The 25,336-nt window shown below is 39.6% G+C and carries 25 protein-coding genes, 1 riboswitch and 1 other annotated feature; of the genes, 17 read left to right on the plus strand and 8 right to left on the minus strand.

Features of this window, described 5'->3' with window-relative positions; all coding sequences use genetic code 11:
* Window positions 1-30: 30 nt before the first annotated feature.
* Window positions 31-1,026, minus strand: coding sequence for a tryptophan--tRNA ligase (gene trpS / locus NSQ17_RS05785; RefSeq protein WP_342467943.1), 996 nt, complete (start codon window positions 1,024-1,026; stop codon window positions 31-33).
* A 53-nt stretch (window positions 1,027-1,079) separates the two neighbouring features.
* Window positions 1,080-1,298 (minus strand) — a binding site (T-box leader).
* 482 nt (window positions 1,299-1,780) lie between these two features.
* Here trpS and NSQ17_RS05790 point away from each other — a divergent pair.
* The 8 genes from NSQ17_RS05790 (at window position 1,781) to spxA (ending at window position 9,108) form a co-directional block, all read left to right on the plus strand.
* Window positions 1,781-3,418: a peptide ABC transporter substrate-binding protein gene (locus tag NSQ17_RS05790; protein ID WP_007499024.1), complete on the plus strand. Its 1,638-nt coding sequence runs from the start codon at window positions 1,781-1,783 to the stop codon at window positions 3,416-3,418.
* Between the two features lie 116 nt (window positions 3,419-3,534).
* The gene (locus NSQ17_RS05795) at window positions 3,535-4,479 is read left to right on the plus strand and encodes an ABC transporter permease (RefSeq protein WP_007499022.1); all 945 of its coding nucleotides are present in this window, start codon (window positions 3,535-3,537) and stop codon (window positions 4,477-4,479) included.
* Window positions 4,480-4,482: 3 nt separating this feature from the next.
* Window positions 4,483-5,400, plus strand: a complete 918-nt coding sequence (locus NSQ17_RS05800; protein WP_017360167.1) for an ABC transporter permease — start codon at window positions 4,483-4,485, stop codon at window positions 5,398-5,400.
* Window positions 5,401-5,403: 3 nt separating this feature from the next.
* Window positions 5,404-6,492 (plus strand): ABC transporter ATP-binding protein, encoded by a 1,089-nt coding sequence (locus tag NSQ17_RS05805; RefSeq protein ID WP_089374143.1) that lies wholly within the window; start codon window positions 5,404-5,406, stop codon window positions 6,490-6,492.
* 1 nt (window position 6,493) lies between these two features.
* Window positions 6,494-7,411, plus strand: coding sequence for an ATP-binding cassette domain-containing protein (locus NSQ17_RS05810; protein WP_024720064.1), 918 nt, complete (start codon window positions 6,494-6,496; stop codon window positions 7,409-7,411).
* Window positions 7,412-7,515: 104 nt separating this feature from the next.
* Window positions 7,516-7,803, plus strand: a complete 288-nt coding sequence (locus NSQ17_RS05815) for a hypothetical protein (RefSeq protein ID WP_058337480.1) — start codon at window positions 7,516-7,518, stop codon at window positions 7,801-7,803.
* A gap of 137 nt (window positions 7,804-7,940) precedes the next feature.
* Entirely contained in the window at window positions 7,941-8,519 is a 579-nt protein-coding gene (locus tag NSQ17_RS05820) for a GNAT family N-acetyltransferase (protein ID WP_277519212.1), read from the plus strand.
* A gap of 193 nt (window positions 8,520-8,712) precedes the next feature.
* Window positions 8,713-9,108, plus strand: coding sequence for a transcriptional regulator SpxA (gene spxA / locus NSQ17_RS05825; protein ID WP_003211421.1), 396 nt, complete (start codon window positions 8,713-8,715; stop codon window positions 9,106-9,108).
* A 40-nt stretch (window positions 9,109-9,148) separates the two neighbouring features.
* On the opposite strand, the gene NSQ17_RS05830 is transcribed toward spxA, so the two are convergent.
* A complete protein-coding gene (locus NSQ17_RS05830; RefSeq protein ID WP_007499010.1) occupies window positions 9,149-9,814 on the minus strand; it encodes a TerC family protein in 666 nt (221 codons plus the stop codon).
* A gap of 264 nt (window positions 9,815-10,078) precedes the next feature.
* On the opposite strand from NSQ17_RS05830, the gene mecA reads away from it, so the two are divergent.
* From mecA to pepF, 4 genes are all read left to right on the plus strand, one after another.
* The gene (gene mecA / locus NSQ17_RS05835; protein WP_008348474.1) at window positions 10,079-10,744 is read left to right on the plus strand and encodes an adaptor protein MecA; all 666 of its coding nucleotides are present in this window, start codon (window positions 10,079-10,081) and stop codon (window positions 10,742-10,744) included.
* An 85-nt stretch (window positions 10,745-10,829) separates the two neighbouring features.
* Window positions 10,830-12,350 carry a cardiolipin synthase gene (cls, locus tag NSQ17_RS05840; protein ID WP_024720122.1) on the plus strand — a complete coding sequence of 507 codons (1,521 nt, stop codon included), beginning with the start codon at window positions 10,830-10,832 and terminating at the stop codon, window positions 12,348-12,350.
* Window positions 12,351-12,511: 161 nt separating this feature from the next.
* Complete coding sequence (locus tag NSQ17_RS05845) at window positions 12,512-13,672, plus strand: competence protein CoiA family protein (protein WP_024720123.1); 1,161 nt, start codon at window positions 12,512-12,514, stop codon at window positions 13,670-13,672.
* Between the two features lie 214 nt (window positions 13,673-13,886).
* On the plus strand, window positions 13,887-15,713 hold the full coding sequence (gene pepF, locus NSQ17_RS05850) for an oligoendopeptidase F (protein ID WP_282706805.1): 1,827 nt from the start codon (window positions 13,887-13,889) through the stop codon (window positions 15,711-15,713).
* Window positions 15,714-15,939: 226 nt separating this feature from the next.
* Here pepF and NSQ17_RS05855 read toward each other — a convergent pair whose 3' ends face one another.
* The 5 genes from NSQ17_RS05855 to NSQ17_RS05875 form a co-directional block, all read right to left on the minus strand.
* Window positions 15,940-16,113: a hypothetical protein gene (locus tag NSQ17_RS05855; RefSeq protein WP_008348466.1), complete on the minus strand. Its 174-nt coding sequence runs from the start codon at window positions 16,111-16,113 to the stop codon at window positions 15,940-15,942.
* Window positions 16,114-16,409: 296 nt separating this feature from the next.
* Complete coding sequence (locus NSQ17_RS05860) at window positions 16,410-17,321, minus strand: ClpXP adapter SpxH family protein (RefSeq protein WP_342467944.1); 912 nt, start codon at window positions 17,319-17,321, stop codon at window positions 16,410-16,412.
* Window positions 17,318-17,716, minus strand: coding sequence for a thiol management oxidoreductase (locus NSQ17_RS05865; protein ID WP_007499001.1), 399 nt, complete (start codon window positions 17,714-17,716; stop codon window positions 17,318-17,320). Before NSQ17_RS05865 ends, NSQ17_RS05860 begins: the two co-directional genes overlap by 4 nt.
* Window positions 17,717-17,993: 277 nt before the next feature.
* A complete protein-coding gene (locus tag NSQ17_RS05870) occupies window positions 17,994-18,758 on the minus strand; it encodes a lytic transglycosylase domain-containing protein (protein WP_342468086.1) in 765 nt (254 codons plus the stop codon).
* 25 nt (window positions 18,759-18,783) lie between these two features.
* Window positions 18,784-19,359, minus strand: coding sequence for a CYTH domain-containing protein (locus tag NSQ17_RS05875; protein ID WP_178897166.1), 576 nt, complete (start codon window positions 19,357-19,359; stop codon window positions 18,784-18,786).
* 215 nt (window positions 19,360-19,574) lie between these two features.
* Here NSQ17_RS05875 and NSQ17_RS05880 point away from each other — a divergent pair, with 215 nt between their 5' ends.
* The 4 genes from NSQ17_RS05880 (at window position 19,575) to NSQ17_RS05895 (ending at window position 22,380) form a co-directional block, all read left to right on the plus strand.
* Entirely contained in the window at window positions 19,575-19,940 is a 366-nt protein-coding gene (locus NSQ17_RS05880; protein WP_342468087.1) for a hypothetical protein, read from the plus strand.
* 33 nt (window positions 19,941-19,973) lie between these two features.
* A complete protein-coding gene (locus NSQ17_RS05885) occupies window positions 19,974-20,603 on the plus strand; it encodes a GTP pyrophosphokinase family protein (protein ID WP_008348457.1) in 630 nt (209 codons plus the stop codon).
* A 65-nt stretch (window positions 20,604-20,668) separates the two neighbouring features.
* Window positions 20,669-21,469, plus strand: coding sequence for an NAD kinase (locus tag NSQ17_RS05890; protein ID WP_008355343.1), 801 nt, complete (start codon window positions 20,669-20,671; stop codon window positions 21,467-21,469).
* A 17-nt stretch (window positions 21,470-21,486) separates the two neighbouring features.
* Entirely contained in the window at window positions 21,487-22,380 is an 894-nt protein-coding gene (locus NSQ17_RS05895) for an RluA family pseudouridine synthase (RefSeq protein WP_342468088.1), read from the plus strand.
* Between the two features lie 40 nt (window positions 22,381-22,420).
* Here the strand turns inward: NSQ17_RS05895 and prpE are convergent, their stop codons facing one another.
* Window positions 22,421-23,164 carry a bis(5'-nucleosyl)-tetraphosphatase PrpE gene (gene prpE / locus NSQ17_RS05900; protein WP_342467945.1) on the minus strand — a complete coding sequence of 248 codons (744 nt, stop codon included), beginning with the start codon at window positions 23,162-23,164 and terminating at the stop codon, window positions 22,421-22,423.
* Between the two features lie 160 nt (window positions 23,165-23,324).
* Here prpE and NSQ17_RS05905 point away from each other — a divergent pair, with 160 nt between their 5' ends.
* On the plus strand, window positions 23,325-25,172 hold the full coding sequence (locus tag NSQ17_RS05905; protein WP_007498989.1) for a monovalent cation:proton antiporter family protein: 1,848 nt from the start codon (window positions 23,325-23,327) through the stop codon (window positions 25,170-25,172).
* Window positions 25,173-25,225: 53 nt separating this feature from the next.
* Window positions 25,226-25,335: riboswitch (TPP riboswitch) on the plus strand.
* Window position 25,336: the final 1 nt, after the last annotated feature.

Genomic DNA, 25,336 nt, shown 5'->3' on the forward strand with positions numbered 1-25,336 from the left:
GCTTGCAGCTGAATATGCTGCAAGCTTGTTTTATTTGCGTTTCCGGCCAAGACCCATTGCATTCTCCATTTTTTTCAGCATTTTGTTTGCCGCACGGTTAGCCTTTTCAGCACCCTCATCTAAAATGCGATCAAGCTCATCTGACTCAATGAGTTCATAATAGCGATCTTGAATCGGTTTTAAAGCATCCACGACCACGTTCGCAAGATCACCCTTAAATTCACCATAACCTTTGCCTTCGTATTTTTGTTCAAGCTCTGAAATCGATACGTTCCCTAATACAGAATAAATCGTCAGCAAGTTGGCAATTCCAGGTTTGTTTTCTTTGTCATATTTGACGATGCCTTCTGAATCAGTCACAGCAATTTTGATTTTCTTTTCAAGCTGTTTTGGCTCATCTAATAAGGTAATGAAAGATTTTTGGTTCGGATCAGATTTGCTCATCTTTTTCGTTGGGTCTGTTAAAGACATAATCCGAGCGCCTTCTTTTGGAATTTTGACTTCAGGTACAGTAAAGATGTCGTTATACTTTCGGTTAAAGCGTTCAGCAAGCGTTCTCGTTAATTCAAGATGCTGCTTTTGATCTTCTCCTACAGGAACTAAGTCCGTACCGTATAACAAAATATCGCCAGCCATTAATGGCGGATACGTTAATAGTCCTGAAACGACTGCTTCCTTACCAGCAGATTTGTCCTTAAATTGAGTCATTCTTTCTAATTCCCCAATATAAGCGACACATTGCAGCATCCATCCTGCCTGGGCGTGGGCAGGTACCTCTGATTGGATAAACAATGTTGCCTTCTCTGGATCAAGTCCCACTGCCAAATAAAGAGCGGCTAAGCTTCTAATATTTTGTCGAAGGGCTAAACGATCCTGACTGACCGTAATGGCATGCTGATCGACCACACAAAAGTAGCCGTTGTAATCATGCTGAAGATCGACAAATTGTTTCATCGCTCCAATGTAGTTCCCCAATGTCACAGAACCGCTAGGCTGTATGCCTGAGAAAATCGTCTTTTTTGTCATACTAAAACCTCTTTTCTTCAATATAAAAAGGCCCACCCATCACTTTTCAACAGAAAAGGGACGAATGAACCGTGGTACCACCCTTGTTATTTCAATACGAAATCACTCAAGACGTTGATATCGGAGACTGCTCCGTCTAAGCCTACTGACTCTGTCAAGTGTTCGGTTAGCTGCTCCAAAGCCCATTCCATACATGCCATTATCTGCTTGCACCGACCGCAGACTCTCTGTAAATGGTGAATATATGTACTCTTCTTTTTCATCGCAACAGTATGTCTATCTATTATAAAGGATGACCATGAAAAAGTCACGAAACCTATTTGTGACCTTCTCATCATGTCGTTTGACACTTAAAATTTTAGATAAAATAGTAACTATCTGTCAGAATTTTTTAAAAAAGGATGATTAATTATATGTATAAAACATTATTCCTGCTGAATTTGTCAAATTATTTTAATCAATTTACGCTTTAATTTGTTGAAGTGATTGAGACTTTAGTTTATAAAAATCAATCTTTATCCCCATTTACGTTTTTTAAAAATATGTGAAATTGATATTGCAATAAATTATTCTATTCATTATAATGAATTTGTTCACACGTTTGTGCTAGGCTCTTTACATAGTGAAAATTCAGAAAAAACAAAAGAAATAGAAAGTAAGCTATTCAGGGACTTTTTTACGCTATTTCTTAAATCTGAATCTCATCTTCTATCGAGACCTTTGAACTAAAAACATATTATAAGGGGGAATACAGTTGAAAAAGCGTTGGTCTGTTGTTACTTTAATGCTTATTTTCACACTTGTATTAAGCGCTTGTGGTTTCAGCGGAAACAAATCAGGCGACAGCACGAGCAGTTCTGGAGAGGCTAAAACAACATTAAATGTGAATATCTCCACTGAGCCTTTTTCTCTACATCCGGGATTGGCAAATGATTCAACTTCAGGAAGTGTCATCCGTCAGACTTTTGAGGGATTAACAAGAATTAACGCTGAAGGTAAGCCAGAAAACGCAATGGCTTCTGATATCAAAACAAGTGATGATGGTAAAACTTACACATTCACACTTCGTGATGCAAAATGGTCTAATGGTGACCCTGTCACAGCACAAGACTTCGAATATGCTTGGAAATGGGCATTAGATCCTAAAAATGAATCTCAATATGCTTACCAGCTTTATTATATTAAAGGTGCTGAAGCTGCTAACAAAGGGGAAGCAAAAGTTTCTGATGTTGGCATTAAAGCAAAAGACGACAAAACGCTTGTAGTTGAGCTAGAGAACCCAACACCGTTCTTTACTGAACTAACTGCATTCTATACGTATATGCCAGTCAACAAAAAAGTGGCTGAAAAGAATAAAAACTGGTACACAAATGCTGGTGAAAACTACGTATCTAATGGACCATTCGTTCTTTCTAAATGGAAACACGGCGGTTCTATCACACTTGAAAAGAACAATGAATACTGGGATAAAGACACTGTGAAATTGAAAAAGATTAACATGTCTATGATCAAAGATACAAACACTGAACTTAGCATGTTCAAAAAAGGCGAACTTGACTGGGCTGGTTCTCCAACTGGAAGCCTTCCAACTGAGTCTTTAAAAACGTTGAAAAAAGAAGGCGGTCTTGAAATTCAAACGATCGCTGGTATCTATAACTACAAATTCAATACAAAAGTAAAACCTTTAAACAATGCGAACATCCGTAAAGCCCTTGCTTACTCAATCAACCGTCAAGCAATCGTTGACAAAATTACGCAAGGTGAACAAGTTCCAGCGATGGCAATCGTTCCTCCAACAATGGAAGGATTCACGGATAACAAAACTGGTTACTTCAAAGATCATGATGTAGCGACTGCTAAAGAACTTCTTGAAAAAGGTGCGAAAGAATTAGGTTATAAGTCAGTTTCTGATCTTCCAACATTGAAATTGTCTTACAACACAGATGAAGGCCACCAAAAGATTGCACAAGCAATTCAAGAAATGTGGAAAAAAGATTTAGGTGTGAACGTTGAACTTGATAACTCTGAGTGGAACGTATACATCGATAAAATCCACAGTGGAGACTACCAAATCGGACGTATGGGCTGGTTAGGTGACTTCAACGATCCAGTGAACTTCCTTGAGCTTTACAAAGATAAAGACGGTGGAAACAATGACACTGGATGGGAAAGCAAAGAGTACAAACAATTATTGAATGATTCTGCAAAAGAAACAGACAAAACAAAGCGTGAAGAAATGCTGAAAAAAGCAGAAAAAATCATCATCGACGATATGCCTGTAGCGCCTATTTACTTCTACACTCAACTTTGGGTACAAGATCCAAAACTTAAAGGTGTGGTTGTATCTGGACTTGGTGATGTTCAATACAAATGGGCACATTTCGAAAAGTAAGAGTTATAGTGTAAGAGATCTACGGCAAGGATCTTAAGGTATATGGAGGATGTCTCTCCATATACCTTTCTTGCTGATTAGAGAAATTGTTGTAAAATCATGGAGGTGCAATTCCGTTGCTTAAATATATCGGTAAGCGATTAATATATATTTTAATCACACTGTTTGTTATTGTAACTGCAACTTTCTTTCTCATGCAGGCAGCACCTGGTGGTCCATTCTCTGGAGAGAAGAAACTTCCTGCTGAAATTGAAGCAAACCTAAACGAGCACTACGGGTTGGACAAACCCTTATTTGTTCAATACGTGAGCTACCTAGGTTCAGTTGCAAAATTAGATTTTGGTCCCTCATTTAAATATAAAGGACAAACTGTTAATGATTTAATCAGTTCTGGATTCCCCGTTTCCTTTACCCTCGGAATTGAGGCAATTCTCCTCGCATTAGCATTTGGTGTATTGTTTGGGGTCCTTGCAGCGCTCTATCATAACAAGTGGCAAGACTATACGATTGCCATTTTAACGATCTTTGGAATCTCAGTTCCAAGTTTCATCTTAGCGGCGCTATTACAATATGTATTTGCATCTGAGGCAAGCTTTTTAGCGATCTTCCCAGTTGCAGGATGGGAGTCTTGGGCAAGCACCGTACTACCTTCTATTGCACTTTCCTTCATGCCAATGGCATTTATCGCTAGACTTGCACGGTCAAGTATGCTTGAAGTATTAAATAGTGACTACATTAGAACGGCTAGAGCAAAAGGATTAACAAAATCAGCTGTGACGATCAAACACGCCATTCGAAACGCATTGTTACCTGTTATCACATACATGGGACCAATGGCAGCTTCAGTGTTGACAGGTAGTTTTGTCGTGGAGAAGATTTTTGGTATTCCTGGTCTTGGCTCTCACTTTGTTACAAGCATTACAAACCGTGATTACACCGTCATCATGGGTGTCACAGTCTTCTACAGTATTATTCTATTAGTCAGTATTCTAGTTGTTGACGTCCTCTACGGTATTATTGATCCTAGAATTAAACTGACGAAGGCGAAGAAAGGGGTCTAACACATGGAAGAGATGAGAAAAGATTTATTTGTGCCTGCGACAGCTGACGCAGCAGAATCTGAAAAAATTTCTAAACCTAGTCTATCTTTATGGAAGGATGCCATGCTTCGCTTCCGTGCAAATAAACTTGCAATGGTTGGACTTGCAATCATTTTCATTATTGTGATTCTGGCCATTTTCGTTCCAGTGTTCTCGAAATATGATTATTCAACGACAGATTTGCTTAATGCAGATCAGCCGCCATCAAAAGAGCATTGGTTTGGTACAGATGATCTAGGACGAGACATGTTTGTTCGTACATGGGTAGGGGCAAGAATTTCGATCTTCATCGGTCTTGCTGCAGCAGTTCTTGACGTGATCATCGGGATCATCTGGGGAAGTATTGCTGCATTCAAAGGCGGCCGTACAGATGAAGTCATGATGCGTATCGCAGACGTTTTATGGGCAATTCCAACACTATTAATGGTTATTTTAATGATGGTGGTTCTGCCAAAAGGATTATTAACGATTATCCTTGCTATGACAGTCGTAGGCTGGATTAACATGGCACGTATCGTTAGGGGACAAGTTTTACAATTAAAGAGCCAAGAATACGTTCTTGCAGCACAAACATTAGGTGCAAAAACATCTAGACTTTTATTTAAACACTTGATTCCAAACTCAATGGGACCCATTCTTGTCACAATGACATTAACGATTCCTTCTGCTATTTTCACAGAAGCATTCTTAAGCTATCTAGGGCTTGGTGTACCGGCTCCATTAGCTAGCTGGGGAACAATGGCTTCTGATGGAATTCCGGCCATGACGTATTATCCATGGAGATTATGGTTCCCAGCCGCATTTATCTGTATTACAATGTTTGGTTTTAACGTGGTTGGAGACGGACTAAGAGACGCTTTAGATCCGAAGTTGCGTAAATAAGGAGTGATTAGGATGGAACGTGAACGTATTCTAGAGGTGAAAGACCTTGCAATCTCATTTAAAACATATGGTGGAGAGGTTCAAGCCATTCGTGGTGTGAACTTCCACTTAAATAAAGGCGAGACACTTGCTATTGTAGGTGAATCTGGTTCTGGTAAAAGTGTAACATCCCAGGCCATCATGAGATTAATCCCGATGCCGCCAGGTTATTTCAAGCGCGGAGAGATTTTATTTGATGGGCAGGATATTGTCAAGAAAACGGAAAAACAAATGCAAACCATTCGAGGAAAAGACATTTCGATGATCTTCCAAGATCCGATGACATCTTTGAACCCAACCATGAAGGTCGGGAAACAAATTACAGAAGTACTTTTCAAGCATGAACAAATCTCAAAAGAAGCGGCTGAAAAAAGAGCCATTGAACTTTTAGAGCTTGTTGGGATTCCAATGCCTGAAAAAAGAATCAAACAATATCCGCATGAATTTAGTGGCGGGATGAGACAAAGGGTTGTCATCGCGATGGCACTTGCAGCCGATCCAAAGCTATTGATTGCTGATGAGCCAACGACTGCACTTGATGTAACCATTCAGGCGCAAATCTTAGAATTAATGAAAGAAATTCAGCAAAAAGTCGAAACATCTATTATCTTTATTACCCATGATCTAGGTGTTGTGGCCAATGTTGCTGATCGTGTAGCCGTTATGTATGCTGGACAGATCGTGGAGACAGGGACTGTTGATGAAATTTTCTACAATCCGAAACATCCATATACATGGGGACTTTTAGCATCTATGCCAAGCCTAGACACAGATGGAGGAGCTGAAGGGAAACTAACGGCGATTCCAGGAACACCACCAGATTTAACAAACCCGCCGAAAGGAGATGCATTTGCACTCCGGAGCGATTATGCAATGAAAATTGACTTTGAACAAGAACCACCAATGTTCAAAGTATCAGATACGCATTATGTGAAATCATGGCTACTTCATCCGAATGCCCCTAAAGTTGAACCGCCTGCTTCCGTAAAGGCGAGAATGCGTGAACTAGAAGGTAGCTACGAAAAACCTGTATTAGTAAAAGAGGGTGAATAGCATGGCAGAAAAACTGTTAGAAATTAAAAATTTAAAGCAGCATTTCCATACAGCAAGAGGGACTGTAAAAGCAGTTGATGGTGTCTCATTTGATATTTATAAAGGTGAAACACTTGGACTTGTAGGTGAATCTGGATGTGGAAAGTCGACAACTGGCCGTTCGATCATAAGACTTTATGATGCGACAGATGGCGAAGTTCTCTATAAGGGAGAAAGCGTTCACGGAAAGAAATCAAGACAAAAAATGCTTGAATTTAACCGTCAAATGCAAATGATTTTCCAAGACCCATATGCTTCACTTAACCCTAGAATGACAGTGCTTGATATCATTGCAGAAGGGATTGACATTCATGGCCTTGCGAAAACAAAGCAAGCACGTAAAGACCGTGTGTATCAATTGCTTGAAACTGTTGGCTTGAATAAAGAGCATGCGAATAGATACCCGCATGAATTCTCAGGCGGTCAAAGGCAGCGTATTGGGATTGCTCGTGCGTTAGCTGTTGAGCCGGATTTCATCATTGCCGATGAGCCAATCTCTGCACTAGATGTGTCGATCCAAGCGCAGGTCGTCAACTTAATGAAAGAATTGCAAGAAGAAAAGGGCTTAACGTATTTATTCATTGCCCATGACCTTTCCATGGTGAAATATATCAGCGATCGTATCGGTGTGATGTATTTTGGGAAATTGGTTGAGCTGGCACCAGCGAATGAATTATATGAAAACCCGCTTCATCCATATACAAAATCATTACTATCTGCGATTCCGCTTCCAGATCCTGATTATGAGCGTAACCGCAAACGGATTAAATACGATCCATCTGTTCATAAAGGAACAAATACGGAATTTCGTGAAGTGAAGCCAGGTCACTTTGTCAGCTGTACTGAGGAAGAATTCAAAGAGATCAAAGCAAAACAATAAGAATAGAGAAGAAGCACTGCGATATCAGTGCTTCTTTTTTATTTTACAAAAAAACAAGTTGATGGTAATTTTTATGTAAAATGAGTAAACCAGGAGGAAATGAAATGTTGTTATGGAAGACGTTTCGCTATTCATGTCTTCACTTTTTTATCGTCACGATGCTTTTTTCAATATCTTTTTTATCGAAACCAAACGGAGGAAAGTGGATGATCGCATTTTTAGTGCTCATTTGCATCATTTCGTTTTCGGTTGAATTTGCTGTGTATCGGCGCACGAATAAACAGAAGGAAGAAGTCCGGCGTATGAAGTACCTTTATTTCATCATGTTTCAGATCGCCATGACACTTCTTTTGTTTGCTTGCTTTCAAATGCTCATGAATCGTTCGATATAAAACTTTTTTGCTTTCTCTTGAAAAAAAGTGAAACCACCAATGGCATTGCTGCGTCTTACTAGTACAGGCGTTTAAATAGCAGGAAATCGGGAATAGATAAGGAAGTGGTTCTTAACTACATCATAAGGAGCGGATCCATGAATTGGTATGAAAAGCTCAGTGAATACTTCCCGATAGAAGAAATGAAGTCAAAAGAGCATATGGAAGCTTTATTAAAGGAAAGAAGTGATATTTATCATAAAGAAGAAGGGCCTCATCATGTGATGATGTACGCTGAATTTGATTCTTTCATCTTTATTGATTATTTATTTGTTTCCAAGGATGCAAGAGGTGAAGGCCTCGGCTCAAAGCTCATTCATAAGCTGAAGGAAAAAAGAAAACCGATCTTGCTTGAGGTCGAGCCTGTAGATGAAGATGATGCAGATACTGCAAAACGCCTAAAGTTTTATCAGAGAGAGCACTTCAAGCATGCTGAATCAATTGGTTATAAACGCAGGTCACTTGCAACGAATGAAGTGAACCGCATGGAAATTCTTTATTGGTCGCCTCGTACAGATAATGAGGAAGAAATGATGGAGGCCATGAGAAAGACGTACGAAAGAATCCATACGTATAAAGACGAAGAATGGTATGGACAATCGTATGAGGATGTTGATGATGTGCTGAAGCCCGTTGAAAATAGAAAACAAAAAAATATTTTCGATCATCTCGACTAAATGAGAATGTTCAGACATCAAACATCACCACAAAAAGAATGAAATTGTCTAGTTTTTGTCACAAAAATTGCAAGAAAATCTGTTCACACTTACTTTTTTATAGTATAATCACTATAAAGATTACTTATTTAGAACAATTTTAATTTAAGAATACAGATCAATATTCATTCTACAAATTGAGGAGTGAAGATTTATGGTAACATTATACACATCACCAAGCTGTACATCATGTAGAAAAGCAAGAGCGTGGTTAGAAGAGCACAATATTCCATACCAAGAGAGAAATATCTTTTCTGAGCCTCTTTCAATCGATGAAATCAAAGAGATTCTTCGTATGACGGAAGATGGTACAGATGAAATTATCTCAACACGTTCTAAAGTATTCCAAAAACTAAATGTAAATGTTGAGACAATGCCGCTTCAACAATTGTATAAACTAATCAATGAGCACCCTGGTCTTCTAAGACGTCCAATTATTTTGGATGAAAAAAGACTGCAAGTTGGGTACAACGAAGATGAAATTAGACGTTTCCTTCCTAGAACGGTTCGTACATTCCAACTTCGAGAAGCTCAGCGACTTGCTAACTAATAGACAACACGAAAAGCTGCCGATCATTTGGCAGCTTTTTTTATTTATTTTCAGCCGTTTGTTCGTAAAAGAGACTGGCTAAAATAACGGTTGCGACGGTTAAAAAAGGAAGCAACAATTCAAGTGTTGTATGCTGCGCCATAAATTCATTCAGTTTTACATCACGGACAATCATTTCTCCGCCAGTAAAAGCTAAAAGGGCACTCCCTCCGTATAAAAGAATCGGAAACTTGGTTAGTGCTGCATGAATCAGCTTACTCCCCCAAATAATAATCGGAACTGAAATCATTAAGCCAAAGGCAGTGAGCACCATGTTCCCCTTAGCTGCCCCTGCAACAGCGATCACATTATCAAGTGACATAAAAAGATCTGCAATCACGATGGTCTGAACAGCACGCCAAAGGGAGCCGCTGCTTTTAATCCGAATGGATTCTTTCTTTTGTTCAATTAACAAATTGTATCCTATATAAAGGAGAAAGAGACCGCCGATAAATTGCAAATAGGGGATGGTCAATAAATAAACGGCAGCACCAGTCATGGTGATTCTCATCAGCACTGCCAAAAGTGTGCCGATCCATATGGCTTTGTTTCGTTTTTCATTTGATAAGCTTCGACTGGCCATCGCAATGATTAATGCATTATCTCCGCCTAATATGAGGTCTATGCCAATAATCATCAGTAAGGATACGATCCACTCTGTTTCCATCCAGTTCACCTCATTTCACTAAAATAGCTCGTACAACCAATATATGAGGACAATTCAAATATATGTTTCTGCAAGTTTTCTCTGCAAAAAATGCGTTTTTATTTCTTTTATTCATGTTTTATCATAAAATAGACAGTACACAGCAATACCTCATTTCTTTAAATGGTTAACATGTAGACGGAACGGGTAAAGTGTAGTAAAGTACTATTAATTGGGAGCTTGTATGTCCCTTCAACATCTTATATAGAAGGGAAGGTTGGCAAAATGGAAATCGAAAGAATAAATGAACATACAGTCAAATTTTATATTTCCTACGGTGATATTGAAGATCGCGGTTTTGACCGTGAAGAGATTTGGTATAATCGTGAGCGCAGTGAAGAGCTGTTCTGGGAAGTGATGGACGAAGTGCACGAAGAAGAAGAATTTGCAGTAGAGGGACCACTTTGGATTCAAGTACAGGCACTTGATAAAGGTCTTGAAATTGTCGTGACAAAAGCCCAACTTTCTAAAGATGGACAAAAGCTCGAATTGCCGATTCCAGAAGATAAAAAAGATCAAACAGATGAAGAAAGTTTAGATGCTCTGCTTGATGATTTTCATAAAGAAGAGCAAGATCAAGAAGATCATAATGAGAAGGACAAAAAACTTCAACTTCAGTTCGTATTGAAAATGGATGACTTTGAAGATTTGATTGCACTTTCTCAATTAAATATGCAGGATTTTACGACAAGTTTATATTCGTTTGAAAACCGTTATTATCTATATGTTGACTTCCACGAGGATTTGTCAGATGAGCAGGTGGAGAATAAGCTTAGTATTCTGCTTGAATATGCTCATGAATCAGTGGTCAGCATCTACAGACTGCAAGAATACGGTCAGCTGATTGTCAAAGAGAATGCGCTTGAAACGATTCAACAGCACTTCTCGTAACAACCAAAAGTCGATTTCTATAGAGGAATCGACTTTTTTATCTGAATGAAAAAGTAAATAAAGTGATCGGCAAGGAGAAAATGAAATGAGAAATGTAGTCAAAGTTCTATTTTTTCTTATCATTACGATAGGTGCTTATTTGATTATCCAAATTTTTGCCGGTGATCTAGCGGTAAGTGTATTAAGTTCCGTCAGTGTTCTATTCACTTTATCGATTATCTTCATCGGGTTTGTCATTTTCTTAGAAAACAGAAATCCCTCTCAAACGATTACGTGGCTTGTGCTGCTTGGGAGCTTTCCGCTTTTCGGGTTTTTGTTTTATATTTTCTTTGGACGCAATATTAAAAAGCGCAGACTTTTTGAAAAGAAAGCGGTACTGGATGAACAGCTTGTCCAGGAAGATGAACGTATCCACAGAGAAGCAATTGAAAAAATGACTCATATGGGTGACCATCAGCAGCTCTTATTTAAGCTGGCCCACAGACTTGGACATACCCCTATTACGTATCGCACATCCTCTAAAGTTCTGACCAATGGAGAAGAAACGTTCTCTCATATTTTTGAAGAGATCAAAAAAGCAACACATCACATTCATCTAGAATATTATATTCTCCGTCATGATGATCTGGGACAAGAATTAAAGGACATTTTAATCGAGAAAGCAAAAAATGGTGTGATTGTCCGCTTTTTATATGATGATGTAGGCAGCCTAAAACTCTCCCGTCAATATATTGCTGACTTAGAAAAGGCTGGCGTGCAGATCGTTCCGTTTTTACCAGTGAGACTGCCCTTATTAAATAATAAAATCAATTTCCGAAATCACCGGAAAATCGTGGTGATTGATGGAGAAGTAGGATTTGTCGGAGGACTTAACATTGGGGACGAATATATGGGTAGAAGCAGACAATATGGATTTTGGCGTGATACACACCTGATGATTAAAGGTGAGGCCGTTCGTGATTTGCAGCAGATTTTTATGCAGGATTGGTATTACATGACCAACGAAAGGTGCTCGGGTGTGGATTATTTTAAAGATTTCAGCCATATGGAGAGTCGAGCAGAAGGCGTACAAATGATTGCGGGTGGTCCTGATAAACAGTGGGAAGTCATTAAAAATCTTTTTTTCTCCATGATTATCTCCGCCAAAAAATCAATTTGGATTGCTTCACCTTATTTTGTACCTGATGATGATATTTTGTCCGCACTGAAAATTGCTGCGTTGAGCGGAGTCGATGTGCGAATCATTGCGCCGAAAAATCCAGATAAACGCATCGTATTTCATGCGTCCCGTTCATACTTCCCCGAACTTTTAGAAGCAGGTGCGAAGGTATACGAATATGATCAAGGCTTTATGCATAGCAAGTTTATCATTGTGGATAGTGAGCTAGCATCAATTGGTACAGCAAATATGGATATGAGAAGTTTTCATCTGAACTTTGAAGTGAATGCTTTCCTCTATAAAACAAAAAGCACAGAGAAGCTGGTCAACGATTTCTTAGGTGATTTAGAGCAGTCGCATGAAATTGTTCCAGAAGAATTTGCGAAGAGACCTTTGAGGGTGAGGCTGTTTGAATCAACAGCAAGATTGTTATCACCACTTTTATAAAAATTGTATTTCCCCCTTTTCTAAAAGGGGGATTTTTGATTTTACTAAGGGAAAGCAGGTTGAAATCGTGTTTTGACACGGTAAAAGTTCATTTTCGATATTCGCTTTCTTGTGAGAGAAAAAGCTATAATACGGTCATCAAAGAGCAAGGGGCGAAATATATGAATGCAGCGATCATGGAGAATGGCAAGCTGGTTCGCATCACACAACATCTGACTAAAAGGCGGCTAGAGCATGTAAGAGCTACGTGCAAATTTTACTGTCCTGAATGTAGGCAGGAGGTTCTATTAAAGCTAGGTGAGCATCGTGTCCATCATTTTGCACATAAACAGCTCTCGGCATGTCCATTAGCGTCCACCGGTGAAACAGCTTATCATCAGGCAGGGAAAATGGCTCTTAAGGATTGGCTCACGCAGCTTGGATATGAGCCGTTACTAGAGAAATATGTTTCAAACATTCAGCAGCGCCCTGATGTGACCGTTGCTATAGAAAATAAAAGCTATGCCATCGAATTTCAATGTGCAAATATTTCGTGGAAAGAGCTATATAAACGAACGGAAGGTCTCCATGCTGCGGGGCTCTATCCTATATGGATCATAGGGGCGAATCGTTTAAAACGAATGGCTGGCCAACTCTTTTCATTCTCCTCCATTCATTGGGGAATTTTAAGGCAGTCAAAGAATAGGAGACTCATTTTTTATTGTCCGATCCAAAATAGATTCATCCACCTGGATCAACTTCTCGTGTTTCAGCCAACGAAAATATGTGCCTCAATGACCGTTAGACCGCCTTCAGCTTATCGCCAACTACCAGCACTCTTATCTGTTTCCTCGAGCAATCATCAATTGTATAAAGAGTGGCTCAAGTGTATTCGGCAATTTAGGGAGCGGCCACCCCGCATTTTAGCAAATGAAAGCAAGCGTTTAAGAACCATTTTTTATGAGCATCATCAAACAGCATGGCCATTTCTACCGACAGAATTATTTATCCCCCTGACAGAAGCATATATCTTTTCAAGCCCTGTTTATGTGTGGCAAGGATGTCTTTATGATTGGATGGTTAGAAAGGGAAAAGAACAAGTGACCATTCATCTACTTTTAAAAGAAATTAAGCGATGTGTCCAGAATAAAGAAGTGAAGCTCCGATATGCCAATGTCACAATAGAAGAAATCAAAGGGGTGATCATTTCATATGTACGGGCGCTTGTGAATCTAGGGTTTTTATACATGACGAAAGAGGGTAATTATCAAGTAACGTCGAATCAAAAGCCTATACAAACAGCAGATGAAGCGATAAAACGAGATGCTTTCTTATTTCATTAGCATGTTTCATGCCCACTTTGATCATGATAAGAAAAAGGTGGTGCTGCTATTGAATAGAAAGAAACGCTTTTTTCTCATTTTTTTAGTTTGTTTGGTATTTATTTCTGCATATGATTTGACAAATATAGTTCAAAACAAAGAAGATAAATACAACACCAATTTCTTTCACTTTCCGAAAGGTTGGTTCAACACAACTCATGCAAGGGGGATTCATATGACTTCACAAAATAACAACAATCATTTACCAGACAGAAGCGAAGTAAAAGAAGAAAACAAATGGCGCCTTGAAGATATTTTTGAAAGTGTCGATTCTTGGAATAAGGAATTCGAAGCTGTAAAAAAAGAAATTCCGAAGCTCGCCCAATTTAAAGGCAAGCTGGCCCATTCTGCTGATGTCTTGTATGAAGCCCTAACATTTCAGGATCAACTTTCTGAAAAACTTGGCAAGCTTTATACATATGCGCACATGAAATACGATGAAGATACAACAAATTCATCATTTCAGGCTTTAAATGATAAAGCATCCAATTTATTTACACAGCTGTCTAGTACATCTGCCTATATTGTTCCGGAAATTTTATCTATTCAAGAAGATAAGTTGCAGCAATTTATTTTGGAAAAAGAAGAATTAAAACTTTATTCTCACGCTCTCGAAGAAATTAACAAAGAGCGTCCGCATATTTTAAGTGAGGAGCAAGAAGCTTTATTAGCTGAAGCCTCTGAACCTTTATCAACATCATCCACTACGTTTAGTATGTTTAATAATGCAGATATTTCGTTCCCTTCTGTTAAGGATGAAAATGGAGAAGAAAAGAAAATTACTCATGGCAACTTCATTACCTTTTTAAACAGTGATGATCGTGAAGTGAGAAAGAATGCTTTTAAAGCCGTTTATAAAACGTATGATCAATATAAGAATACTTTGGCGTCTACACTCAGTGGCTCGATTAAAAAGGATAATTTTTATGCGAAAGTACGTCATTACAAATCTGCAAGAGAAGCAGCGTTATCACGCAACAGTATTCCTGAAGAAGTGTATGACAATCTAATTGATACAGTTCATCAATATTTACCGTTATTACACCGCTACATTGAATTGCGTAAAAAGGTATTAAAGCTTGATGAAGTGCACAATTATGACTTGTATACACCATTAGTAAAAGATGCTGGCATGAAGCTGACCTATGATGAAGCAAAGGATTATATGCTGAAAGGGTTAGCGCCATTAGGAGAAGAATATGTTTCGGTATTAAAAGAGGGACTCGAAAATCGCTGGGTAGACGTTTATGAGAATAAAGGGAAACGAAGCGGTGCGTATTCTTCTGGAAGCTATGGTACGAATCCTTATATCTTAATGAACTGGCAAAATAATATTGATAATTTATTTACACTGGCTCATGAATTTGGTCACTCTGTTCATAGCTACTATACAAGAAAGCATCAGCCATATCCGTACGGAAACTACAGTATTTTTGTAGCGGAAGTAGCTTCTACAACAAATGAAGCATTACTAGGTGAATACTTACTGAATCATTTAGAGGACAAAAAGCAGCGCTTGTATGTGCTCAATCATTTGTTAGAAGGATTTAGAGGGACGGTATTCAGACAAACGATGTTTGCAGAGTTCGAGCACCTGATTCATGTGAAAGCGCAAGAAGGGGAGGCATTAACGCCAGAGTTTATGACGAACCTGTATTACGACCTGAATAAGAAGTATTTTGGCGACGGTATGGTTGTGGATAAGGAAATCGGATTAGAATGGACGCGAATTCCGCATTTCTATTACAACTATTATGTGTATCAATATGCGACAGGCTATAGTGCGGCTCAGGCATTAAGTAAACAAATTTTAGAAGAAGGGAAACCTGCGGTGGAGCGCTATACAGACTTCCTTAAAGCAGGAAGCTCTGACTATCCAATCAACGTGCTGAAAAAAGCTGGTGTAGATATGGCATCGAAAGAGCCAATTGAGGCAGCATGTCAATTGTTTGAAGAAAAATTAAAGGAAATGGAAGAGCTCATCTCAAAGACTGGTGAGTAACGAGAAGACTTCTGTCAGATGTGTGAGTGCAAACTCACCTTTTGGCAGGAGTTTTTTCTTGAAATAAAAAGACCAGATTGTTGACAAAGGGCTAAAATGAACTTAATTTTAGCCCTTTGACTTCTTTTTAGCGTGATAGAAAACCTTTGCAGGACTGACACCGAATGCGAGGGTTTGCCTACACGCTAGACCTCGTCTATATGAACGAGGTTTGTACATTCAATGATTACGCTTTAAATCCTTTGAAGGTTTTTCGGTGATTCATTCGATAGAGTGTAAAGAGAATGGAAGCGAATAGGAGTGGAGATGTCAGGTAAAGAGGCAGCATCTTCATTAAGCCTAATATATTTAAACAGAAACATAAGCCAATGGCAACAAGTCCGATGGTTGTGCTGCGCATGCAGATCCCCCCATTTTTTTGTTACTTTCACTATATGAAAGTGACAGTCCTCTTATGTTTTGTGACAAAAATATGAACATATAGTATATCGGTTGTCATAAGTCGACAAAATTTGATATACTACAGATGTGAAATTAATCACATACAAACATTACCCCTTTGTTTGACCGTGAAAAATTTCTCCCATCCCCTTTGTTGTCGTTAAGACATAGTGAAACCGCGCTTATCCCGGCGCGGTTTCTTCGTACTTATAAATAGAACAAGTGTTCCTTTGGGAGTGAAGAAAAAAACATGGGTCAGCACCCATGTTCATTCTCACAGCGGTAGACATCAAGATCTGAATGATTGTCTCCTTCTGTATAACGCCAAAACATTTCTTGATGTACTTGTACACGTTCTACCTTTTTAGCAAATGCGAGTTTTTTCATCTCGCGTTCAACTTCTTCAAGTGTCAGGTCATATACAACGGCAATTTCTTTTGCTGATGCAAATTGAAAGTAAGCGATAAACCATTCAATTGGCGGTCGTTCTGAAGGTGTTGGTTTTTCGCCAATCATTTCAAAGAGAATTTCCTCGTAAATATCATAAGAATATGCACCTGAAATCTTTAATCCTTCTTCACCATTTATCGTATTAAAAAAGGCGAAAGTGGGAAGCTCAGACACATCCATTTCAGCTGCGATTTTCATATCACATTGGAGCGCTTTGACAGCACTTTGAGAATTGATATCTCGCTGGAACTCTTCAATGTCCAGTCCAGCCGTTTTTGCATTTTCTAGCAAGACTTGTTCACTGGTGACGTCCTGCTGATGGCAAAAAAGCGATTCTTGAATGAGTCGTAAAAATTTCATTCCGCATTTTCTGCCCTGAAGTTCAGCTGCTTTTAATGCAAGAGAGGCGAGATAAGGTGATGTCACAATTTGTTCAGACAGCATTTGTTCTTTTTTGGTCTGAGTTTTCGTGGCAAATTTCCCCCACGCTTCGGTTAGTAAATGTTTTTTTCGTTTCCGGTTCAAAGCATTAATACTAGAACTTGTAACCGTTCGTAAAGTGAAGAAACGGCCATATTTCATTTTTAACTTTTTAATTGATGGCTCTAATAACCAGCAGTCCGGGCTGAGAGGATCAATGAATACATAGATTTCAATCGGCTTTTGAGGATGTCCGTGACAATGTGAGAAATATTGCTCATGCGGATTGCAGCTCAAGATCGTCCGTCCTTTTCAGGTATTTGGTTGACCATGTGACGAGCCGTCAAAGACAGCCGCTCAAATAAAAAGTCACGAATATCGCCGGTTAGTCCTACTTGATCCATTGCATCCTCCATGCATTCAAGCCATGCGTCCGCCCGCTCCTCAGTAATCGGAAAAGGGAGATGTCTCGCCCGTAGCATTGGGTGACCATGCTCCTCAGTATAAAGCGGCGGTCCGCCTAAATATTGAGTTAAGAACTGTTTTTGTTTTCTTGCTGTTTCTTTTAAGTCATCCGGGAAAATAGGATGAAGCAAAGGATGACACTTTACATTTTCATAAAAAGTATCAACAAGTTGCGATAGAAGTTCCTCTCCAACCGCTTCGTAAGGTGCGTTAAACGATTGTACCATGTTGACTACTCCTTTAACTCGTAGCTAATAGGATGGCTCACCCTATTGCGAATTTCATGTATTTCAAAAGTGATATTCAGTTTGTTCTATTTTGTTGTTTCTATTCTTGTATACTTATTTTAACAACCTCTACTCAATTCCACAAACAAACCGCTTTGGTCCTTTGGGAATAGTGAGGGAGACAGGGTCCGTGTTCAATTGACCATATCATAACACATTCAGTCAAAAAAGGGTGAAAAGCGACATACAAAAAACCGAAGAGGTTATTCTCTTCGGTTTAGGCGAAATATTGAGCTGTGATTTTCTTTACATAATTTTGTGTTTCTTTAAATGGAGGAATGCCTCCGTACTTATCTACATTCCCTGAGCCTGCGTTATAAGCGGCTAAGGCAAGTGAGACATTTCCATTATATTTTTGCAGCATTTGTTTTAAATACTTCGTTCCGCCTTCAATGTTTTGGGCTGCATCAAAGGCATTGTTCACGCCAAGTGATTTAGCAGTAGACGGCATAAGCTGCATCAGTCCAAGTGCACCTGCATGGCTGACAGCATTCGTGCGATAACCGGATTCTTGCTTGATCACTGCGTGGATCAGCTTTTCTGGAACTCCGTGCTTTTGAGCCATTTGTGAGACGATCTGATTAATCTCTTTTGATGAAGAGCCTGAAACAGCTTTTTGAAGCGGCGGTGTGTAGCTGTTATTTAAGACGTTTCCAATACCATTTGCGGTATTCAATTGGCTGTCATTTGCATAAAGAGACTGAGATTGAAGCTGTTCACTGCCCGCTATCGCAGATAAATATGGATTCATGCGTGCATATTGCGTGTTCGGAGACGTTGATGGGTCCGATCCCATGAAAGCAGAAATGGAAAGCGGGAGACGAGATAATTCTGATCCGCCTAAAAAATCTTGCAACAGCGACTGGAATGAAGTCTCAGCGCTTGATTCTTGTCCAGCTGTGAGTTGTGTTTGTCCGTTATCAGATTGTAACGTTTTGAGTGATTGAAGCTGCATAAAGGATTGAAGTTGATTGACGTTCATCATGTTCCTCCTTCAAGGAATTCATCTATTCTTTTGTTTTCATTTTTTCTTCATAAAAACGTACGACTTTGTTTTTCGTGTGTCTTGGTGGGATTTGAAATAGCTGAAGCAATGCTGTGAAAGCGGCTTGTCCAATGTCTAAATCGCTCACTTCAAATTCAAGTTCATAGTCCTCTACTGTTAAATATCGGCTGTGATCCAAAACAATTAAGCCTTCTTTGATCATTTTTTCTGCTCTTGACGTTTCCAGTGAACCAAAATACACGATTTGATCCTTTTGAATGTGAAGGTGTACTAATCTGTCTGCCACTTCACCTTCAGGCAGGTGGAAATGTTCAAGACTTGCGGGAGGATCGATCGTTTGGTGAGTTTCCAAAAGGCCGATCTCATGCGGTTCCTTTAATGTGAGGACCCACTGCCCGCCTTTTTCTCTCATTCGTAATGCAGCGAATTTGGATTTTATATCAAATTGAGGTGTATCAAAATAATAGTTGGTTTGAGTGTGGAAGTCCTCGTCCTTTAATTGAAAATAATCTTTTAGCTGTTCAAATTCTTCTTTCATTAATAATTGTTTTAGTTCTATCTCAATTTCCTGTGCCATTTTGACATCAACCTTTCATTTAGAGGAAATATGATTATTGTACATGAAAAGCTTCTTTTTTTCTTATTTACCTTAAAAAGAGACGTATATAGATGCTAAATGAGGCAAAATGAACAACGAAATGGAGAAATCAAATTTTCTCAAAAAGTTCGGTTTATCAATATTGAACTTGATATGATAAAATAAAGCTGTACTTTGTTGTAAAGGAGATCATGATGCAAAACAGAATTGAAATCACAGAAGCAACTGTAAAAGAAGACAGGCTGATCTTGACGGTCCAGTCAGATGAGCAAATTCAAAAAGCAAAAGCATCAGGACAAATGCTTGTTGATTCTGATCACTTTGCGTTCGTTTACATACTTGAGACTGAGGAGTCTTTTACGTATCTTATTTTAGGAGAACATACATGGGCTCCATTAAAAGAAGCAATGAATCGTGAAATCCCTGTCTATTTGGCGGCGGAAGAGCAAACGCTAGAACTCATTCAACTTCATCAGGAATTAAACTATTTAATCGACAATATTAAAGACAATGCCAATTACGGAGATATGGAAGAGAAAGTGAAGAGCACATTCCTCTGAAATAATTAGGTATTTGGAATTGGGGGAAGTTTCATGGACAAAAAACAATGGGATCAATTCCTCGCACCATATAAGCAAGCAGTCGAAGAATTAAAAGTGAAACTAAAAGGCATTCGAAAACTGTATGAATTTGAGGATGACCATTCACCAGTAGAATTTGTCACTGGCCGAGTGAAACCCGTTGCCAGCATATTGGAAAAGGCAAAGCGTAAAAACATCCCGATGCATGAGATAGAAACGATGCAGGATATTGCAGGGCTTCGCATTATGTGCCAATTTGTAGAAGATATACAAGTCGTCAAGAAAATGCTCCAGTCACGAAAAGATTTCGTGGTTGTAGATAAACGCGACTATATTGCAGAACATAAAGAAAGCGGATACCGCTCGTACCACCTTGTTGTGTTATATCCGCTGCAAACGATCAATGGAGAGAAGCAGCTCCTCGTCGAAATCCAAATCCGTACATTAGCCATGAATTTTTGGGCGACCATCGAGCATTCTCTGAATTATAAATATAGCGGGAATATCCCGGAGAAGGTCAAGCAGCGCCTTCAAAGAGCTTCTGAGGCAGCATCTCTTCTTGATGATGAGATGTCTGAAATCAGAGGGGAAATTCAAGAAGCGCAAGTGGCATTTTCCCGGAAAAAGAAAAACGATAGCTGAGCCTAAGCTTGATCAAATATGATGCTGCTTTCTCGTCGCAGCAAGGTGGAAAAGGAGAAGAATTCATGAAATTTGCAGTTTCTTCGAAAGGGAATTCTGTATCTGACACACTTAAAAATAAAATACAGACCTACTTATTGGATTTTGGAATGGAATTAAATGAAGAGGAACCCGATCTCGTCATTACAGTTGGCGGAGACGGAACCCTTTTATACGCTTTTCACCGGTATAGCAACCGTCTGAACGAAACCGCTTTTGTCGGTGTACATACAGGCCATCTTGGTTTTTATGCGGACTGGGTACCGAGTGAAATTGAAAAGCTTGTGTTAGCCATTGCCAAAACGCCTTATCATATTGTGGAATATCCGATTCTTGAAGTCATCGTCAGGTACAACGATGGGGGCAGGGAAGAAAAATATTTAGCAATGAATGAATGTACGATTAAAAGTATGGAAGGTACACTTGTGGCAGATGTTGAGATTAGGGGTCAGCTTTTTGAAACATTCAGAGGAGATGGTCTTTGTTTGTCTACACCATCTGGCAGTACAGCCTATAATAAGGCACTTGGCGGGGCTATTATTCACCCATCCATTAGGGCGATCCAGCTGGCAGAAATGGCTTCAATCAACAACAGAGTGTTTAGAACGGTCGGTTCGCCGCTCATTTTGCCGGACCACCATACGTGTGTGATCAAACCGATTAATGATGTGGATTTTCAGGTGACGATAGATCATTTGTCGCTGCTGCATAAAGATGTGAAATCCATTCAATGCCGAGTGGCAGACGAGAATGTCCGGTTTGCCCGATTTAGACCATTTCCGTTTTGGAAAAGGGTGCAAGATTCCTTTATCGGCAAAGGAGAATAAGAAAGAGGTTGTTCTCGCTGGAATACTTTAAGATAAACAAAACCATATCAGCCAAAGAAGAAGGCAGGCTGCTGAAGGACTACTTAATCGATCTTGGCATTTCAAAACGAATGCTGACAGATATTAAATTTGATGGCGGTGACCTTCTGATTAATGGAGAGCATGTGACCGTGAGATATGAGCTGCGCGAGGGAGACAGGCTCACCATTTTATTTCCCGAGGAAAAAGTGAGTGAAGGGCTAAAACCTGCGGTCATTCCGCTTGATATTTTATTTGAGGACGAGCACGTGCTTGTGCTGAATAAAAAGCCGTATATCCCATCGATTCCTTCTCGAGAGCACCCTGAGTATAGTATTGCAAATGGGGTGCTTCACCATTATGCTGAGCAGTCCGTTCGACTGACTGTCCACTTGGTGAACCGTCTTGATCGTGATACTTCTGGTGTCATGTTAGTCGCTAAACATCGCTTTGCACACAGCCTTTTATCAAAGGCGCAGAAAAAAGGGGAAGTCAAGCGAACGTATAGAGCCATTACACATGGCATGATCACGCAAAAGGAAGGAACAATTAGAGCAAAAATTGCTCGAAAAGGGGACAGCATTATTGAACGAATGGTGGATGAATCTGGTCAGGAAGCCGTAACACATTATTCGGTGCGGGCGGTACATACTTATTTAGATATGTCTGATGTGTCCCTTACCCTTGAAACGGGAAGAACTCATCAAATTCGTGTTCACATGCAATTCCTTGGTCATCCGCTTGTTGGAGATACGCTATATGGTGGAACAAGCGAGAGAATAGGCAGGCAGGCACTTCATAGTGAAACCCTTGTTTTTCCACATCCGATAACAGGGGAGTCCATGACCTTTTCGGCTCCTTTGCCGGATGATATGACATTATTGCTTCAGTAAACAAGTAAACCCGGTCACCTGTCATGGTGGACCGGGTTTTTTATTGCGTGAAATGCTGAAATCTTGAATCATCATATGGCATAGATGAAGGAACAGATACTGTCTCAAGCTCTGGATATCTAAGGGCAGAGAGCTTGTGGCCAAAGACGCAGCCTGTATCAATGTTAACCGTTCTACCGATAAATCTTGGTTCTTTTACGGGTGTATGCCCGTACACAATCCATGGTTTTCCGTGATATTCCTTTGCCCAGTCCTTCCTGACAGGTCGACCGTCTGGCCATGTTTCTCCGGTGACTGCTCCAAATAATAGATAAGACCTCATCTGTTTGTTCGGTTTTTTGCCAATATCCTTTTCCTTCATCGCTGCGTGTGCAATGATCAGTTCATTCGGAATCAGTACATCATAAAGCGGTGCCTTTTCAAATAAATGTTTAAATTCACGTGATAAAATGGTTTGTTCATCATGCGGCAGGTTTTTGATTTCATTCACTGTTGTTTCAATGCCATGCAGTAATTTTACGGGATTTCCTTTCAAATAGCGATACAGCTTAAAACAATGGTTACCAGGCACATAGCGGATTGCGTCCTTAGAATAGGCGTGTATGACAAATTGCATGACGGCAACTGATCGAGGGCCGCGGTCTGTTAAATCACCAACAAGGGCCAGTGTTCTCTTATCAGGGTGGACAGGTAGTCCATGTTTGAGTTCGTATCCTAGTTTGTGTATGAGGGTAAGCAGCTCTTCGTAGCAGCCGTGGATATCGCCGATGATATCGAATTTCATAAAGGTTCCTCCTGATTTTTTCATCCATTGATCGGATATAAAGAAGTTTGAATTTTAGAAAATATAACGAATGGCTTTCATTTCATTTGCGCAATTGTTAGAATCAATGCTTTAACGTAAAACTTAAAAATTAAACATGAATGTTAGGAGGCTTTAGCCAATGGAGCATACATCTGTTTCATCACTCGTTGTCGTTATTATTGTAGCCTTTTTCACCCCCATTTTATTGCACCGATTTAAGCTGACCATCCCGGTCGTTGTCGCTGAAATCATCATGGGGCTCATCATTGGAAAAAGCGGTCTTCAACTAGTTGTTGAACACGACGCATGGCTAGATACGTTATCCATGCTAGGTTTTATTTTTCTTATGTTTTTAAGTGGACTTGAAATAGATTTTTCTTCTTTTGAATCAAAGAAGAAAGCGCGAGAACTACCAAATGGTTTAAAAGAACCGAATACATTTAAAACAGCGACCATTATTTTTGTTGGCGTATTTTGTATGTCCTTTATCCTGTCTTATGCGTTTGTCCTTGCAGGATTTATTCAAAATGCCTTTTTAATGACGCTTATTATTTCCACCATCTCATTGGGTGTCGTGGTTCCTACCTTAAAAGAGGAAAAGTTGATGCAGACGAATATTGGTCAAATCATTTTGCTTGTAGCCGTCATTGCTGATTTGGTGACAATGATTTTACTTGCTGTGTTTTCCTCCATTTATGGCGATGGAACAGGGAACATGTGGTTGCTCTTATTATTATTTGCGGCAGGTATTCTTCTTTATTTATTTGGCCGGGTATTTAAGACAAAGTCCATTTTTCAGTCCATGTCAAAAGGAACGGTGCAAATTGGGACAAGAGCCATCTTTACTCTCATTATAGTCTTAGTTGCCTTATCTGAATCACTCGGTGCTGAAAATATTCTTGGGGCTTTTTTAGCAGGTGTGCTTGTGTCTCTTCTTTCACCTAATAAAGAGCTCGTACAGCAGCTGGACTCGTTTGGCTATGGATTTTTAATTCCGATCTTTTTTGTGATGGTCGGTGTGGACCTGAATATATGGTCACTCTTTAAAGATCCAACCATCATGATCATGATTCCGCTGCTGTTTATCGCATTATTGCTTAGTAAACTCGTTCCGATTCTTTATTTAAAAAAATGGTATGACATGAAAAAAGTCATCGGTTCTGGTTTTTTATTAACCTCGACGTTATCCCTTGTCATTGCTGCTGCAACGATTGGTGAGCGGCTTGGTGTCATTGATCATAAAATGTCAGGAGCCCTTATTCTAGTCGCTGTGCTCACGAGTGTTTTAACGCCTGTTTGGTTTAAGGCGTTATTTAAACAAGAACGTGAAACCAATCATAAAAAGCGTGTGACGTTTATTGGAGCGAATCAGCTGACGTTACCTGTGACGCTTGATTTGCATCAGGATGAATATGACATCCGTATTTTACACGTCTTTCAGGAAAATAAAGAAGCCTTGCTTGCTGACTCCATCTTTGAAGTTGAAGCGATTGAACAATATGACGATGATACGCTCAGGCAGGCTGGCATTGGGCAAGAGGATGTGCTCGTTGTGGCTACAGGCAGTGAAACGAAAAATAAGGAAATTGCTTTATTTGCAAAAGAAGAAGGGTCTAAACAAGTCATTGCAAGTGTTAACAAAGCGGAAGCGGAGCTGACTTTAAAAGAAGCAGGGATCGATACCTTTTCTAACTTCTTATCATCTAAAACGGTGCTGAGGGCATTGATTGAAGCACCTGATGCGATTCGCTTGTTAACAAATGAGGATTCTTCTTTGTATCAAATTCAAATGAACAATCATCGGTATCATAATGTCATGCTGAGGGAATTTCCTTTTACCGGCGATTTGGTGTTTGTCCGTATTTTTAGAGGAATTGACAGCTTAGTACCGCATGGGGATACGACGCTTAGAAGCGGTGACCGCGTGCTTGTGTCTGGCTCCCGGGAGTATGTGGCAGGACTTAGAGCCCAATTAGAGTTGCAATGAACCCTTGACCGATGAACAAATCCTGATTAAGATAGAGGTACAACAATATATGTTTGATCCACTAGGGGAGTCCTTTAAAAGGGCTGAGATAAAAGTGTAGACTTTTAGACCCTCATTACCTGAACAGGTTCATACCTGCGTAGGGAAGTGGTGCGGTGTTTGAC

Source organism: Bacillus sp. FSL W8-0629 (genome assembly GCF_038593225.1).
Classification (GTDB): domain Bacteria; phylum Bacillota; class Bacilli; order Bacillales; family Bacillaceae; genus Bacillus; species Bacillus altitudinis.